The organism is Mycobacterium sp. NS-7484 (assembly GCF_001953975.1).
Lineage (GTDB): Bacteria > Actinomycetota > Actinomycetes > Mycobacteriales > Mycobacteriaceae > Mycobacterium.
In genome coordinates, this window is the sequence record NZ_MBEJ01000007.1 from 144,136 (window position 1) to 158,503 (window position 14,368).

Consider the following 14,368-nt stretch of genomic DNA (forward strand, 5'->3'; position numbering starts at 1 on the left):
TTGTCGTTCTTCGGTTTTCGCGTTAGGCAGGCCGCATGTAGAACGGCATCCGGACCACCGGCCACTGGTTGCGGCCGCATGAACCGCTGGGGCCGGTGGTGACATCTTCGCCGGTGTATTCGTTGGAGGCCAGGTCCACATGGCCGTCGAAACCAACGGGATAGAGCTTGTACACCTGCATACCCTCCACAGGTGTGCCGTCGGCGCAGAACCGCCAGTTGGGCACCACTCGCTTGACGTACCAGAGGCCATTCGTGGTGTAGATCGGCGCGGTCCAACCCGCGTCGCTGTTCACCGTGCCGCTGCATTCGGTGGGGGAGAGACACTGGGTCGAGATGGTCCAGGTGCTGCGGAGCCCCGGCTGATCTTCGTAGCGCTCGTTGACCTTGGCCCAGGCGCCGTTGGACGATGTGGCAAAGGTGCCGTTGATTCCCCATTGCTCGCCCGCGCTGGCGGGGGAGGCGCCGCTCAGGCTGACAGCTGCGACGGCGGCGATCGCGACCGCCCCAGCGCTTACCCGGGAGACTGACATGAACCGCTCCTTCTGCGACATGACGAGATGGTAGTCATGTTCTCAGTTTTGGAGAATATCACTGCCAGACCGCGTCCCAGGCGCGATTGGGGTGGGAGCGCGCGCTGCACCAAGGATGTCGGACCGTCGGGAGGCGACCGTCGTAGTAATATTCTCCAAAATCGAGAGTTTGATTTCCAGCTATGCGAAAGTAGCAACGTGCGTGTGACGGTGATGGCGACCGCTTCGATGATTGTCGCTGGAATGCTGGCTGCTCCGCAGGCAAATGCGGGACCGCAGACTTGCAATGACGCGTTCTGTACGCCGGGCATCAACCCGAACGCGATACTCGGTGCGCCGTGCGACAACACCTCGTATTACGTGTTCGGTGTCGACGCCCGCAACGGCTGGGGCCGGCTGCTGTTCTGTGGTTCGCCGCGGCGGTACGAGCCCAGGTGGTTCCGCTCGCCACCGATGGTTGGCATTCGCGATGAGCACAGCTTGTGTATCAACGAGCAGAACTCGGTGGCGCAGGCCCCCGACGGGTTGTTCCTGAGCTGTGTGCCCATGAACGGCGAGAGGCGTTGGCTGCGCGGTGACGCCTGACCCACATCGACTGAGAGACAGGGGCAGAAACGCTTGAGGCGGCGCAATTGCGCCGCCTCAAGCGCTTTGACGATCGTTCAACGAACGCGGGCTACCAGTTCCTAATGGAACACAGTGCCCCCTTGGGGCCGCTGTGGGTCTTCACCACGACACCGTCCACTTCCAGCGTGCAGTTGAATCCCGGGGTCGGAAAATTGGGTGATTCACCGCTTTGCACCAGCACCATGGCCCACAGATCCGGGTCGGCGAGCATGGCATCGAACACCCACGGCTTGTCGGGTGCGATGTCGACGTCAGCGCGCGGGCTGAACTCGTACGGGTTGTGGCTGTAGTCCGAGAACATCGCGGGCTCATGGTCGCGGTAGTAGATGTGGGCCCAGTACGGAGCATCGGCGGTGACCGTGTAGCGCACGTGGTGCAGGGGCGGGCCGGGCGGTTGCGGATCATCGGCGAATGCCGGTGCAGCCGTAGCGATTACGCTGGCCATCAGTGTCGCGGCGGTACCGGCGGTCAGCACCCGGCGAGTCAGGTTCCGCATCGATCACATCCTCGACAAAGTAAACGGATAGGTGAACGAGCCGCCGGGGGCTCCGTCGCAGCCGACGTCGAAGGTGGAGACCATCTCACCGGCCAGGGTGTTCGCGTCCCACGTGTACACGTCGTGGGTCGGGATGGTCGGCCCATAGTAGATGTCTCCGCACCGCAGGCCGTAGAACTCGTCAATCGTCAGGGTGTAGCGACCGTCGACCAACTTCGCGTTGCCCGTGGCGGGAACCGCCTTGGCAACCGGTTGCGGGATCGTCCGGATGGTGATGCAGTCGTGCTGCCGGTAGTCGGACCCCGGGTCGCGACACGGCGTGATCGCCGACCAGATCCAGGTGTGGAAGTCCCTGCGGTCCGGCATGTTGAGGTTGTAGTTCCCGAAATACATGGCCTGCGACGGCGGTGCCGCCGCGATTGCTGTCCCCAACCCGAGCGCGGCACTGATCGCCACGCGGACCAAGCTGGCCTTCACATACACCTCCACGGATCGGCACCGATCGGCTGACTATAGAACGGGATCGGGCTTCACCGGGCCGAAACCGGAATCTCGTCTTCGCCAGCGAGATTGTCATTCTCGTTCTTGGAGAATAACAAACTCGCCTCAGACGAGATCCCGGGATCGGGTGTGAGAGCGAAGGCTCAGCGCGTCGGCTTGAACGTGATGTGCAGGTCGGTCAGGCCACGCAGGATGAACGTCGGCTCGTAGGTGTAGCGACGATCGTCGGCCGGGCCGTGGAACTCCTCGTCGATGGCGATATCGGCCATCCGGTCCAAGATCCGCTCGAGCGACACCCGGCCCTCGACGCGGGCCAGCGGTCCGCCCGGGCAGCTGTGCACGCCACGGCCAAACGCGATGTGCTCACGCACGTTCTTGCGATCCAGGCTGAAGGTGTGCGGGTCCTCGAATCGCTCTGGGTCGCGGTTCACCGCACCCGGGCAGACCATCATGGTGGTGCCGGCCGGGACGTCGATGTCACCAAGCTTGGTGTTCTTCTTGGCCAGCCGGAACTGGCTCTTGACCGGGGCGTCCATCCGCAATGCCTCTTCGACGAAGACCGGGATGCGGCTGCGGTCGTCGCGCAGGGCCTGCTGGATGTCGGGGCGGTCGCCGAGCACCCGCAGGGACGCCGAGAGCAGCTTCGTGGTGGTCTCCTGGCCGGCGGCGAACAAGAAGGTGGCCGACCGGACCACCTCGATGACCGGTGGGACGGAACCGTCGGGATAGTTCGCGGTGGCCAGTGCCGTCAGCACGTCGTCGCGGGGCTCTTTGCGCCGGTCTTCGAGGTACCGGATGAACTTCTCGTCAAGCCATTCCAGGGGGTTCTCGCTGACCAGGTCGGTGTGGTCCAGCGAGCCGACATTGGCACCCGGCCGCGGTGCCCCCAGCACCGTGCGGAATTCCTCGTGGTCTTCTTCGGGTACGCCGAGCATGTCGGCGATGACCAGCAGCGAGAAGGGCTTCGCGTAGGCGCTGAGGAACTCGCACTTGCCGTCGGCGATGAAATCATCGAGGCACTGGTCGGCCAGCCGCCACATGAAGTCCTCGTTCTCCTTCAACCGCTTCGGCGTGAGCAGGCGGTTGAGCAGCGAACGGGCATCGGTGTGCTCGGGCGGGTCCATCGTGACCATGTGCTCGAACATCGGCATCTGTGACCGGTGCGCGGCAATCTGATCGGTGATGTCGTCGCCCTCCGGGGTGAAGGGCAGCGGCGGGAACGGGCCGGCCACCGCGATGCAGGACGAGTAGGTGTCGGTGTCCTTGAGGACCGTGGTGGCCTCCTCGAACCCGGTGATCGCCATGACGCCGTAGTTCGGCTCCGTCACCACCGGACACTTGCTGCGCAGGTGGTCGAAGTACGGGTGCGGATCTGGCACCAGCGACTGGTCGGTGAAATAGTCGACGGTGTCGTAATCGGTTGTGCCGGAGTCGGTCATGGTGTGCACTGCCTTCCGAAATCGATATGCGCTGCGGTGGTTTCGCGACGGGCTGCACCGCGCAAAGAATTTTTCGAAATTGCTGAGCACCTGCTTAGCATGACGCTAGAGTCGGGGTCAAGATCACCTGGCGGAGCGACGGTTACGATCGCTCTGACGTCGTCGGGGGAAGTCCGTGAGGAGGACCGGGTATGGCATCGGCGCGAAGAATCGGGGCGCCGGACGCGAAGAATCGGGTCGTATTGCTCGACGCCGCCGAACAGCTGATGGTCGAAGAGGGATACGTTGCGGTGACGTCCCGCCGGGTGGCCGAGCGGGCCGGTCTCAAACCCCAGTTGGTGCACTACTACTTCCGCACGATGGACGATCTGTTTCTCGCGGTCTTCGTCCGGCGCGCCGAGGAGGGTCTGGCGATCCAGGCTCGGGCCTTGAAGTCGCCGCAGCCGCTCTGGGCGTTGTGGCGTCTGGGTATCGACCCCAGTGCAACGCGCCTGACCATGGAGATCATGGGAATGGCCAACCATCGCAAGGCACTGCGGTCCGAGATCGCGCGCTACTCCGAGTTGTTCCGTGACGAGCAGACGAAGGCGATGACGGCGGCCTTGGGCAGTTACGGCATCGACGCCTCGGAGGTACCGCCGGTTGTCTGGACGTTCATGGCGGCCAGCGTGTCGCGGGTGATGGTGATGGAACAGGCGCTGGGCATGTCCGCGGGGCATGCCGAGGTGCTGCAGTTCTGTGAGGACTGGCTGCGCCGGCTCGAAGGCGAGCCCCAGCCGCTGGAACTGCCGGCCTGACCCGCCCTGGTTTTTTCCTGGCGAGCAGACGCGAATGTCCGCGAAAACGGGCAGTTTCGGGGACATTCGCGTCTGCTCGCGCAGTGGACTAGAGCGACAGGATGGTCGCCGAAGCGGTCCCGGGGGCGCCGTAGACCTGGGCCAGGCCGACGCGTGGGTTGCCCGGCACCTGACGCTCGCCGGCCTCACCGCGTAGCTGGCGTACCAACTCGTGCATCTGGCGTAGACCCGACGCTCCGATCGGTTCACCGTTGGCGATCAGTCCGCCGTCGGTATTGATCGGGATCGAGCCGCCGATCTCGGTGGCGCCGTCGGCCAGCAGCTTCTCCTGCTCGCCGTCGGCGCACAGTCCCGTCTCGGCCATGTGGATCACCTCGGCCCCGGCATCGGTGTCCTGAAGCTGGGCGACGTCGACGTCCTCCGGGCCGATGCCGGCGATCTCGTAGGCGGCCTTTGCCGCGTACACGGTCGGCGCCACGTCGGCCTCGGGCGGAGCGGAGGTGGCATGCACCTCGTAGGCGCCGAACGTCCGAGTGCGAATCTCGCTGGCGCGCACGAAGACCGGCTTGTCCGTGTACTTGTGGGCGATGTCGGCGCGGCACATGATCACCGCCGCGGCGCCCTCGTCGGGTGCGCAGAACATGTACTGGGTCAGCGGGTAGTTCAGCGCCGGTGAGTTCAGGATCTCCTCGACCGAGATCTCCTTGCGGCGGAACGCATTCGGGTTCTTCGCGCCGTTACGGAAATTCTTGTTGGCCACCCGGGCCAGGGTCTCCTGGCTGATGCCGTGATCGTGGAGGTACTTGTTCGCCTTCATGCCGAAGAACTTGGTGGTGACGAACTGCCCGTTCTGGGCGTACCACTGGGGCAGGGCCAGCTTGGCCGGGTCGTCGGTGAACGCACCACGGGGGTGCTTGTCCAGACCCACGGCCACGCCGATGTCGTACTTGCCGAGGCGGATCGTGTCGGCGGTCTGCTGGATGGCGCTGGCCGAGGTGGCGCACGCGTTGAACACGTTGGTGAAGGTGATGCCGGTCAGTCCCACCAGGCGGGTCACCGAGTCCGGATTCGACACCTCATAGCTTCCGCCGAAACCGAATTGGATGTCCTTCCACTCCACGCCGGCGTCGGCCAGGGCCAACCGGATGGCCTCGGCGCCCATCTGGACCGCGGGCTTGTCGAAGCGGCCGAACGGATGCAGGCCGACGCCGATGATGGCTACGTCGTTGGTCATGTCGTTGGCCTCTCTCTACACCGGCTGGAAGGCGAAGGTGACAACTTGGTTGCCGTCTTCATCGGTGGTGAACGGGATCATCGTGAGCTCGACCTCCTGGCCGAATTGCAGCTTGGCCGGGTCGTTTTCGGTCAGCCGGCCTTCGACGCGGATGACCGGGCCGGTGTCGTCGGCGAGTTCGACCAGGCCGACGCCGAAGGGGACGAAGTCCTTGCCCGTCGGCCCGGCATACGGCGCGCCGGGTGGGAAGCCCTGCGTGGTCCAGGCGACGACGGTGCCGCGTCGAGGCAGCAGGATGTCGGCCGTATCGGCACTGCTGCATTTGGGGCAGTGATCTTGCACCGGGAAGACGGCGGCCCCGCAATTGCCGCACTTGCTGCCGATGAGCTGCGGGTTCTCGTCAGGCCAGGTGGAGATCTCGGGCGCCAGAGCAATCTGTGTTGACACGTCGCTGACGATATCCGGAAATGTAATTCTCGTCTAGTGAGAATCGACTATCGGTAGGCTTTCGGGATGGCCCCTGTATTGCCCGGTGAAATCCGTCAGATCGGATATGTGGTCACGGATCTCGACGATGCGATCTCTCGATGGCTGCAGATGGGTGTCGGTCCGTGGTTCGTCATCCGTGACCTGCCCCAACGGGTCACCTACCGCGGTGAACCGTGCGAGGTGCGGCTGTCGCTGGCGCTGTCCAACAACGGCGACCTGCAGATCGAGTTGATCCAACAGCTCGATGACAGTCCGAGCATCTTCACCGAGTTCATCGCCGCGACCGGTGGCGGCTTTCACCAACTCGCCTACTGGGCAGACGATTACGACCAGGCCATGGCCGCCCTCGCCGCGGCCGGGTGGCCGCAGGTGTGGGCCGGGGGCGAGGACGGGGTGCGCTTTTCCTACTTCGAACCACCTACTGGCGCCGCGATCGTCGAGATCATGGAGCTCACCGACGCCTCCGGCGGTATGGCTGCCTTCGTGCGCCAGGCGAGCGAAGGCTGGGACGGCAGTGATCCAGTCCGCGAACTGAGCGGTTGAGCCCTACTTCCCTTTGTTCATCACCTTGTCCGCGGCGGTCCAGTGCTCCTCGGAGCACCACAGCCGGGCGAAGGCCGCGACCGCCTCGGTCGTGGACACGCCGTTGATCACCCGCTTGACCTCACCGGCCTGACGCCGCGAGAGCAGCTTCGCCGTCGAGCGCCAGGTCTCGGCGAACTCGGCGCGGGGGACCACCTGGTCGATCAAGCCGACCTGTTCGGCTTCCCGGGCACCGAGGATCCGGCCGGTTCCGGCCAGCAGCAGCGCCCGGCTGCGTCCGACCAGATTGGCGAGCCGCTCGGCACCGCCCCAGGCCGGCATGATGGCCAGCGCCACCTGGTTGAAACCGATCTTGATGTCGTCGGCGGCGATCCGGATATCGGCGGCCACCGCCACCTCGGCCCCGCCGCCCAGGGCGTGCCCGTTGAGCGCAGCGATGACCGGACCGTCGAAACCGGCGATGCGGTCACAGATCGTGCGCATCCGCCAGGCCATCTCGGAGGCCTCGAGTTCGGTGCGCAACGCGGCCAGTTCCTTGAGGTCGCCCCCGGAGACGAACGCGCGATCACCGCCACCGGTGATGGCCAACGCCGACGCGCCGACGGCCCCGTCGAGCGCCTTGTTCAGCGCGTCCATGGTGTCCAGCGAGATGGCGTTGCGTGCCTGTGGCCGGTCGATCGTGATGATCGCCAGTTCGCCGTCGATTTCGAGGTCGACCATCAAACGTTCTCCAGTTTCGGGATTGGCATTCTCGTTTGGTGAGAATAGCATCATCGTTGTGCGCGACATCCCCGTTGAGCTGACCAAACGGTACGTCGAAGAAGGCTGGTGGCGACCCGAAACCCTGGGCCAGATGCTGGCCGACGGGCTCGCGGCCAGCCCCGATGCCGGCTTCTGCGTGCACTCGGCGACGCGTCCGTACGTGGGCACGTTCGCCGAGGTCGAGCACACCGCCCGACGGCTGGCTGCCGGGCTGCACGCCCGTGGCGTCGGCCCCGGTGACGTCCTGGCCATGCAGCTGCCGAACTGGATGGAGGCGGCCGCCACGTTCTGGGCGTCGGCGTTCCTCGGCGCGGTGACCGTGCCGATCGTGCACTTCTACGGGTCACGGGAACTCGGCCACATCCTGGCCACGGCGAAGCCGAAGGTGTTCATCACCACCGAGCAGTTCGGCCGCATGAGGTTTCAGCCGGACCTGTGCGCGGATGTACCGATCGTCGGCCTGGTCGACGAGCGCTCGCGCGAGGAGCGTGACGGGGGTCAGGCTTCCTTCGACGACCTCCTGGCCGACGAGCCGATGAGCGGCACCCTGACCGCCGATCCGGCGGCGCCGGCCCTGATCGCGTTCACGTCCGGGACCACCCGTGAGCCCAAGGGCGTCATCCACAGTCACCAGACGCTGGGCTTCGAGACCCGCCAACTCCTGGAGAACTACCCGCCGGACCGGGGGCGACAACTCACCGCCACGCCCGTCGGGCATTTCATCGGCATGGTCGGCGCCTTCCTCATTCCCGTGCTCGAAGGCGCCCCGATCGATCTGTGCGACGTCTGGGATCCCGGCAAGGTGCTCGAGCTGATCGAGCGGGACGAGCTCTCGATCGGCGGCGGACCGCCCTACTTCGTCACCAGCCTGATGGACCACCCGAATTTCAACGACCGGCATCTGGCCCGGTTCACCACCGTCGGTCTGGGCGGCTCGACTGTGCCTGCCGCGGTCACCCGCAGGCTCGCCGATCTGGGCCTGTTCGTGTTCCGGTCCTACGGCAGCACCGAGCATCCCTCGATCACGGGGTCGGGCGCCTCGGCGCCGGAAGCCAAGCGCCTGTTCACCGACGGCAACGTACGGCCGGGCGTCGAGATCCGGCTCGGGCCCGATGGCGAGATCTTCAGCCGCGGACCAGATCTGTGTCTCGGCTACACCGACGATGCCCTGACGGCAAAGCATTTCGACGCCGACGGCTGGTATCGCACCGGCGACATCGGCGTGCTGGACGAGGACGGGTACCTGACCATCACCGACCGCACCACCGACCTGATCATCCGCGGTGGCGAGAACATCAGCGCACTCGAGGTCGAGGAGGTACTGCTCGGCCTACCCGACGTCGTGGAGGCGATCGTGGTCGCCGCGCCGGACGCGCGGCTCGGCGAGCGGGTGGCCGCAGTTCTGCGCCTGCGTGACGGCGGCACGATGCCCACCCTCGATCAGGTGCGGGCACATTTCGAAGCCACCGGGGTGGCGCGCCAGAAGTGGCCGGAAGAGTTACATCTGGCCGAAGACTTTCCCCGAACGGCCAGCGGCAAGGTGCAGAAGTTCGTCATCAGGCAGGAGATCGCCGCGATCGCACGGTGAGCACGCGTTTTGGTGCGCCGGGGCATTGCGGCGGCCAGCAACTGAGAATATGATTCTCTCGAATTGCAAAGGAGTTTTCCATGGGACAACTGTCGCATAGGGTCGACATTCCGTTTCCGCTGTTCGACGCGGACAACCACCTGTACGAGCCGCCGGAGGCGATGACCAAGTACCTCCCCAAGGAGTACAAGGACATCGTCCAGTACGTCGAGGTCAACGGCCGCACCAAGATCGCGATCGACGGCCACATCAGCAACTACATCCCGAACCCGACGTTCTCGCATGTCGCCAAGCCGGGTGCGTGGGAGGAATACTTCAAGTTCGGCAACCCGGACGGCAAGAGCAAGCGTGAGCTGTTCGGCGAGCCGATGCGCTCCATCCCGGCCTTCTTCGAGCCGGAGCCGCGCCTGGAGCTGATGAACGAACTGGGTGTCGACCGTTCGCTGATGTTCCCGACGCTGGCCAGCCTCATCGAGGAGCGGCTGCGGGACAATCCGGTCGCAATCCACGTCATCATCCACTCGCTGAACCAGTGGCTGGACGAGGTGTGGGGCTTCAACTACCAGAACCGCATCTTCACCACCCCGGTGATCACCCTGCCGATCGTCGAGAAGGCGATCGAGGAGCTGGAGTGGTGTGTGAAGCGTGGCGCCCGCGCCATCCTGATCCGTCCCGCCCCGGTGCCCGGCTTCCGCGGCCCGCGCTCGTTCGCGCTGCCCGAGTTCGACCCGTTCTGGGAGCGGGTCGTGCACCACGACGTGTTCGTCGGCATGCACTCCAGTGACAGTGGCTACTCGCGCTACACCTCGGAATGGGATGGCACGGTACAGGAGATGTTGCCGTTCCAGACCAACGCGATGTCGATCCTCAACGAGTGGCGTCCGATCCAGGATGCGGTGGCCTCGTGGGTGATTCACGGCGCGCTGTTCCGGCACCCCAAGCTCAAGGTCGGCATCGTCGAGGCCGGCTCGAAATGGATGTTCCCGCTTCTGGATTCGATGGCCGAGGTGTACAAGAAGGCTCCCGAGGCCTTCCTGGGCAATCCGATCGAAGAGATCAAGAACCGCATCTACGTCAGCCCCTTCTACGAGGAGGGCATCGACGACCTGATCAACCTGATCGGCGTGGACCAGGTGCTGTACGGCTCCGACTGGCCGCACCCGGAGGGTCTGGCCGAGCCGACTCACTACGTGACCGCGCTGGAGCACCTGTCGGTCGAGGACCAGGCCAAGATCATGGGTGGCAACCTCGGTCGGCTCGTCACCACGTAACGAGTGACGTTCTGGCAGACCATCCCCGAGATGGTCTTGAGTGCAGCGGACCGGTTCGGCGACGCGGAGGCGGTCGTCGACTATGGCGACAGTCCGGTCGGGGTCGACGGTCCGCTGCGCCTGTCATTTACCGAACTCGGCGAACGCATCCGGAAAGCCGCGGGTGCGTTCGCCGAGTTGGGCGTCGACAAAGGGGACCGGGTTGCGGTCTGGGCGCCCAACTCGGCCGAGTGGATCATCTCCGCATTCGGGATTATGGCCGCCGGCGGCATCCTGGTCCCGGTCAACACCCGGTTCAAGGCCGATGAGGCCGCCGACGTGGTCGCGCGCAGCGGCGCCAAGGCGGTGATGGTCCAAAAAGGTTTCCTGGGGCAGGATTTCGCGTTCTCCGGAACGGATCTCGATGTGCCCGTCATCGATGTGAAGTCGGACTTCTTGAGTAGCGGGACGCCGTTCACCCGCGACGTGGCGCCCACCGATATCGCCGATGTCATCTTCACCTCGGGCACCACCGGCCGGCCCAAGGGGGCGATGATGAACCATCGCCAGACGCTGCGGGCCTACGAGGAGTGGGCGACGCTCGCCGACCTGCGCCAGGGCGACCGCTACCTGATGATCAACCCGTACTTCCACACTTTCGGGTTGAAGGCCGGCTTGGTCGCATCGTTCCTGCGGGGTGCGACGATGCTTCCGGTCGCCGTGTTCGACGTCGACCGGGTCGTGGAACTAATTGAGCGCGAACGCATCACGATGCTGCCCGGACCGCCGACGTTGTATCACTCGCTGCTGGCGGTGACCGATCGGGACCGACTGGCGACGCTGCGAGCGGCCGTGACTGGAGCTGCCGACATCCCGGTGGAGTTGGTTCGACGCATCCGCGACGAATTGCCGTTCCAGACATTGATGACCGGCTACGGCCTCACCGAGGCAGGCAACGTGACGTTGTCCCGGCCCGGCGACAGTGCCGAGGATGTGGCGACCACCGCCGGCCTGCCGTGTGCCGATGTGGAGGTGCGTGTCGCCGACGACCATGAGGTGCTGGTCCGGGGATACAACGTGATGCAGGGCTACCTGGACGATCCGGCCGCCACCGCCGAGGCGATCGACGCCGACGGCTGGCTGCACACCGGGGATCTCGGCGAGTTCACCGATTCCGGCCGCTTGCAGATCGTCGGTCGGAAGAAAGACATGTTCATCGTCGGCGGTTTCAATGCTTACCCGGCCGAGATCGAGGGGTTCCTGCTCGAGCACCCGGCAATTGCGCAGGCCGCGGTGATCGGGGTGGCCGACGAGCGGATGGGGCAGGTCGGCAAGGCGTTTGTGGTGCTGCGCGACGAGCCGGGCACCGAGGCGCCCGATGCCGAGGAGCTGATCGCCTGGAGCCGCGAGCGCATGGCAGGCTACAAGGTGCCGCGTTACGTGGAAGTCCTCGATGAACTGCCGCTCAACGCCACCGGCAAGGTGATGAAGGATCAGCTGAAGGCGCGAGTGGCTACGATCAGTGGCAAGTGACCATCAGCATCCGCACAGCTCGAAAACACCATTTCCGCAGGTAAATGGCCATTTATGCGCCGGATATCCATGATGTACTCTCGGGTCACTACCCAAAACTGATAACGTAATTCTCGTTAAGCAGGCTGCTGAACGGACAGGAGGTCGGCATGCCGTCCCGCAAGCCTTCGTCGCCGGTGATCGATACTAGCGAAGATGACGCATCGCACGACGATGCCCTCGACCTCGTCGAGCAGGCCGAAGCCGAGGCCGCCGAGGCCGAGGCCCTGGCGGCGGCCGCACGGGCCAGGGCTCGTGCCATTCGGTTGCGCAACGAGGCCGCCGCAGGGAAGAAGGTCTCGGGGGAGGAAAGCGCCGACCACGATGTCGACGCGTCGGCCGACGACGATCCCTCGAGCGAATCCGCTGACCAGGGCGAGTCCGAGCCTGCCGAGACGTCCACGTCTCCCGAGATCACCGAGAGTGCCGCCGTCGAGCTCGCCGAACCCGAGTCGGACGCCGCTACGGAGGCGGTCGAGGCCGAACCGCTCGACGAGGCAGTGACCGAGGGGGAGTCGAAAGGTAGCGCGCGTCGTCTGCCCAAGGTCCGGGCGTCCCGACTCTTCTGGAAAGTGTTGGCGAGCTGCCTCACGCTCATTCTCATCATCGGCCTGCTCGGCGCGAGCGGATACATGATCTGGCATCACCGTCAGGCCCAGCATCGTGAGCAGATGATCGCCGAATACACCGCTGCCGCCCGGCAAACGGTCGTCACGCTCATGTCCCTGGACTTCAATCACGCCGACGATGCCGTCAAGAACATTCTCGACAATTCGACCGGCGACTTCCGAGCGGATTTCGAGGCGCAGTCGAAGGACTTCGTCAAGCTCGCCAAGGACGCGAAAGTGGTGACCGAGGCCAAGGTGACCGCCGCCGCGGTGGACAGCATGAGTGACAACAGCGCCGTCGTCCTGGTTGCGGTGAACACCGCAGTCACCAACACCACGGGTGCCAACAAACAACCGAGGCCGTGGCGGGTGGCCGTTGACATGGTTCGCGAAGGCGACCGGATCAAGCTGTCGAAAGTCGAGTTCGTGCCGTGACCCTGGATCAGGACCTGAAAGACACCGAGAACGACACCGAGACGGTAGTCGAGAAATCCGGCACCGAGACGGTAGTCGAGAAATCGAGCATCGAGACGGCAGTCGAGAAATCGGACACCGAGACGGCAGTCGAGGCCGAGGCTCAGCTGGGTTGGCGGCGCAGGCTCGTGCGGTTGTGGTTCCCGTTGGCCCTCGCGGTAGCGCTGATCGCCTCGGCGGCGCTGGCCGCGTGGCTGTACTTCGCCCAGTTCCGGGTTGACCAGCAGACCGGGCCGGCGGCGTCGGCGACCGTGCTCAAGGCCGCGAACGACGGCACGGTTGCCCTGTTGAGCTATGCACCGGACAGTCTCGACCGGGATTTCTCCGCCGCCAAGTCGCACCTGACGGGTGACTTCCTGTCGTACTACACCCAATTCACCCAGGAGATCGTCGCGCCGGCGGCCAAGCAGAAGTCCGTCAAGACCGCAGCCTCGGTGGTGCGCTCGGCGGTTTCGGAGATCCATCCCGACTCAGCGGTGGTGCTGGTGTTCGTCAACCAGGCCACCACCAGTGCTGACAATCCGAACGGAAGTTTCTCGGCCAGCGCCGTCAAGGTGGGGATGAACAAGATCGACGGCAACTGGCTGATCTCGTCGTTCGACCCGGTGTAGGGCTCTCAGTCCTGGGCGTGCCGCTCGTACGCCCAGCGTTCCAGCCAGATCTGCAGGTGATGCACACCCAGGGCGGTGATGATCGCGCAGACCGCGACGAGGCTGAGTAGTAAGCCGCTCATGGCCGGCACCCTGCGCTGTCGTTGTGGTGCCTGCCCCCGTAGGAGCGTCCGGTGCGGTGCGTCAGTGGCCGCGGTGCCTCGGCGCTGCTCGACAACGACCGCCGGATGGCTCGGTAACGGTCGCGTTCGGCGCTGCACCATGGTTCGCTCCAGCCTTCAAGCAGGTCCTTGCTACGCAACAACCGGTGCAGCGTCGGATGGGTGATGGCCGGTACCGGACGGCCCTCGGCCGGCGCCATCGCGTCGTGCAGTGCGATTGCCTCGTGCCAGTCCACCTTCACCTCGGGCGCCAGGCTGACGTACTGGTGTCGTACGACGAGCAGCGCGTCGGCGCCCACCGGACGTAACCGCCACAGTGCCGAGCGCAAGGAGGACACCGCCTTGTTGGGCGGGCTGCCCGGCCACAGCAGGTCGCAGACCCAGCCGCGGTGCAGTTCGCGACGCTTGACGGCGACCAGCGCCACCAACCGGCGACATGAGGGCGGTAACACCAAGGGCTCCATGTCTCGGTATACGGCGAACTCGCCGAGGAGGTTCAAGGTGAATTGCTTGGACACACACTCATGGTCGGGCGTCGCTGCGGCGGTGACATCAGTAGTGCACTACCTGTATTTCGGGGACTTCGACCGTGCTGGTGCGATGGAATGCATCGACGGCGACGAAGGGGAGACTCAGGTTGAACGACGAGAGGCCGCACCAGGTGCAAACCCACCGGTTGAGCCG

General features: G+C 65.1%; 16 protein-coding genes. 8 read left to right on the forward strand and 8 right to left on the reverse strand.

Translation table 11 applies throughout. The features are described from left to right. Positions 1-22 precede the first annotated feature (22 nt). The gene (locus A5733_RS01525; RefSeq protein ID WP_076238835.1) at positions 23-532 is read right to left on the reverse strand and encodes a hypothetical protein; all 510 of its coding nucleotides are present in this window, start codon (positions 530-532) and stop codon (positions 23-25) included. 228 nt (positions 533-760) lie between these two features. On the opposite strand from A5733_RS01525, the gene A5733_RS01530 reads away from it, so the two are divergent. Further along, a complete protein-coding gene (locus tag A5733_RS01530) occupies positions 761-1,117 on the forward strand; it encodes a hypothetical protein (protein ID WP_198938709.1) in 357 nt (118 codons plus the stop codon). A gap of 91 nt (positions 1,118-1,208) precedes the next feature. Here the strand turns inward: A5733_RS01530 and A5733_RS01535 are convergent, their stop codons facing one another. The 3 genes from A5733_RS01535 to A5733_RS01545 form a co-directional block, all read right to left on the reverse strand. Continuing rightward, on the reverse strand, positions 1,209-1,655 hold the full coding sequence (locus tag A5733_RS01535; RefSeq protein ID WP_369830894.1) for a hypothetical protein: 447 nt from the start codon (positions 1,653-1,655) through the stop codon (positions 1,209-1,211). Between the two features lie 3 nt (positions 1,656-1,658). After that, positions 1,659-2,132 carry a hypothetical protein gene (locus A5733_RS01540; RefSeq protein ID WP_076238837.1) on the reverse strand — a complete coding sequence of 158 codons (474 nt, stop codon included), beginning with the start codon at positions 2,130-2,132 and terminating at the stop codon, positions 1,659-1,661. A 167-nt stretch (positions 2,133-2,299) separates the two neighbouring features. Beyond that, positions 2,300-3,595, reverse strand: coding sequence for a cytochrome P450 (locus tag A5733_RS01545; protein WP_076238807.1), 1,296 nt, complete (start codon positions 3,593-3,595; stop codon positions 2,300-2,302). A gap of 191 nt (positions 3,596-3,786) precedes the next feature. On the opposite strand from A5733_RS01545, the gene A5733_RS01550 reads away from it, so the two are divergent. Further along, positions 3,787-4,392, forward strand: coding sequence for a TetR/AcrR family transcriptional regulator (locus A5733_RS01550; protein ID WP_076238808.1), 606 nt, complete (start codon positions 3,787-3,789; stop codon positions 4,390-4,392). Positions 4,393-4,480: 88 nt separating this feature from the next. On the opposite strand, the gene A5733_RS01555 is transcribed toward A5733_RS01550, so the two are convergent. Together A5733_RS01555 and A5733_RS01560 are read right to left on the reverse strand one after the other, a co-directional pair. Then, the gene (locus A5733_RS01555) at positions 4,481-5,626 is read right to left on the reverse strand and encodes a thiolase family protein (RefSeq protein ID WP_076238809.1); all 1,146 of its coding nucleotides are present in this window, start codon (positions 5,624-5,626) and stop codon (positions 4,481-4,483) included. A gap of 15 nt (positions 5,627-5,641) precedes the next feature. After that, entirely contained in the window at positions 5,642-6,073 is a 432-nt protein-coding gene (locus A5733_RS01560; RefSeq protein ID WP_142253745.1) for an OB-fold domain-containing protein, read from the reverse strand. 66 nt (positions 6,074-6,139) lie between these two features. Between A5733_RS01560 and A5733_RS01565 the strand changes: the two genes are divergently transcribed. After that, the gene (locus A5733_RS01565; RefSeq protein ID WP_076238811.1) at positions 6,140-6,658 is read left to right on the forward strand and encodes a VOC family protein; all 519 of its coding nucleotides are present in this window, start codon (positions 6,140-6,142) and stop codon (positions 6,656-6,658) included. A gap of 3 nt (positions 6,659-6,661) precedes the next feature. Here A5733_RS01565 and A5733_RS01570 read toward each other — a convergent pair whose 3' ends face one another. Further along, on the reverse strand, positions 6,662-7,378 hold the full coding sequence (locus A5733_RS01570) for an enoyl-CoA hydratase/isomerase family protein (protein ID WP_076238838.1): 717 nt from the start codon (positions 7,376-7,378) through the stop codon (positions 6,662-6,664). 58 nt (positions 7,379-7,436) lie between these two features. Between A5733_RS01570 and A5733_RS01575 the strand changes: the two genes are divergently transcribed. The 5 genes from A5733_RS01575 to A5733_RS01595 all read left to right on the forward strand — a co-directional run bounded on the left by A5733_RS01575 (position 7,437) and on the right by A5733_RS01595 (position 13,523). Continuing rightward, positions 7,437-9,008, forward strand: coding sequence for an AMP-binding protein (locus A5733_RS01575; RefSeq protein WP_076238812.1), 1,572 nt, complete (start codon positions 7,437-7,439; stop codon positions 9,006-9,008). A gap of 80 nt (positions 9,009-9,088) precedes the next feature. Next, positions 9,089-10,279, forward strand: coding sequence for an amidohydrolase family protein (locus tag A5733_RS01580; RefSeq protein ID WP_067765508.1), 1,191 nt, complete (start codon positions 9,089-9,091; stop codon positions 10,277-10,279). Between the two features lie 3 nt (positions 10,280-10,282). After that, positions 10,283-11,791 (forward strand): FadD3 family acyl-CoA ligase, encoded by a 1,509-nt coding sequence (locus A5733_RS01585; protein WP_076238813.1) that lies wholly within the window; start codon positions 10,283-10,285, stop codon positions 11,789-11,791. A gap of 149 nt (positions 11,792-11,940) precedes the next feature. Next, a complete protein-coding gene (locus A5733_RS01590; RefSeq protein ID WP_076238814.1) occupies positions 11,941-12,873 on the forward strand; it encodes a hypothetical protein in 933 nt (310 codons plus the stop codon). A gap of 2 nt (positions 12,874-12,875) precedes the next feature. Further along, complete coding sequence (locus tag A5733_RS01595; protein WP_369830895.1) at positions 12,876-13,523, forward strand: twin-arginine translocation pathway signal; 648 nt, start codon at positions 12,876-12,878, stop codon at positions 13,521-13,523. Between the two features lie 118 nt (positions 13,524-13,641). Here A5733_RS01595 and A5733_RS01600 read toward each other — a convergent pair whose 3' ends face one another. Further along, the gene (locus tag A5733_RS01600) at positions 13,642-14,202 is read right to left on the reverse strand and encodes a transcriptional regulator (RefSeq protein ID WP_067765514.1); all 561 of its coding nucleotides are present in this window, start codon (positions 14,200-14,202) and stop codon (positions 13,642-13,644) included. Positions 14,203-14,368 lie beyond the last annotated feature (166 nt).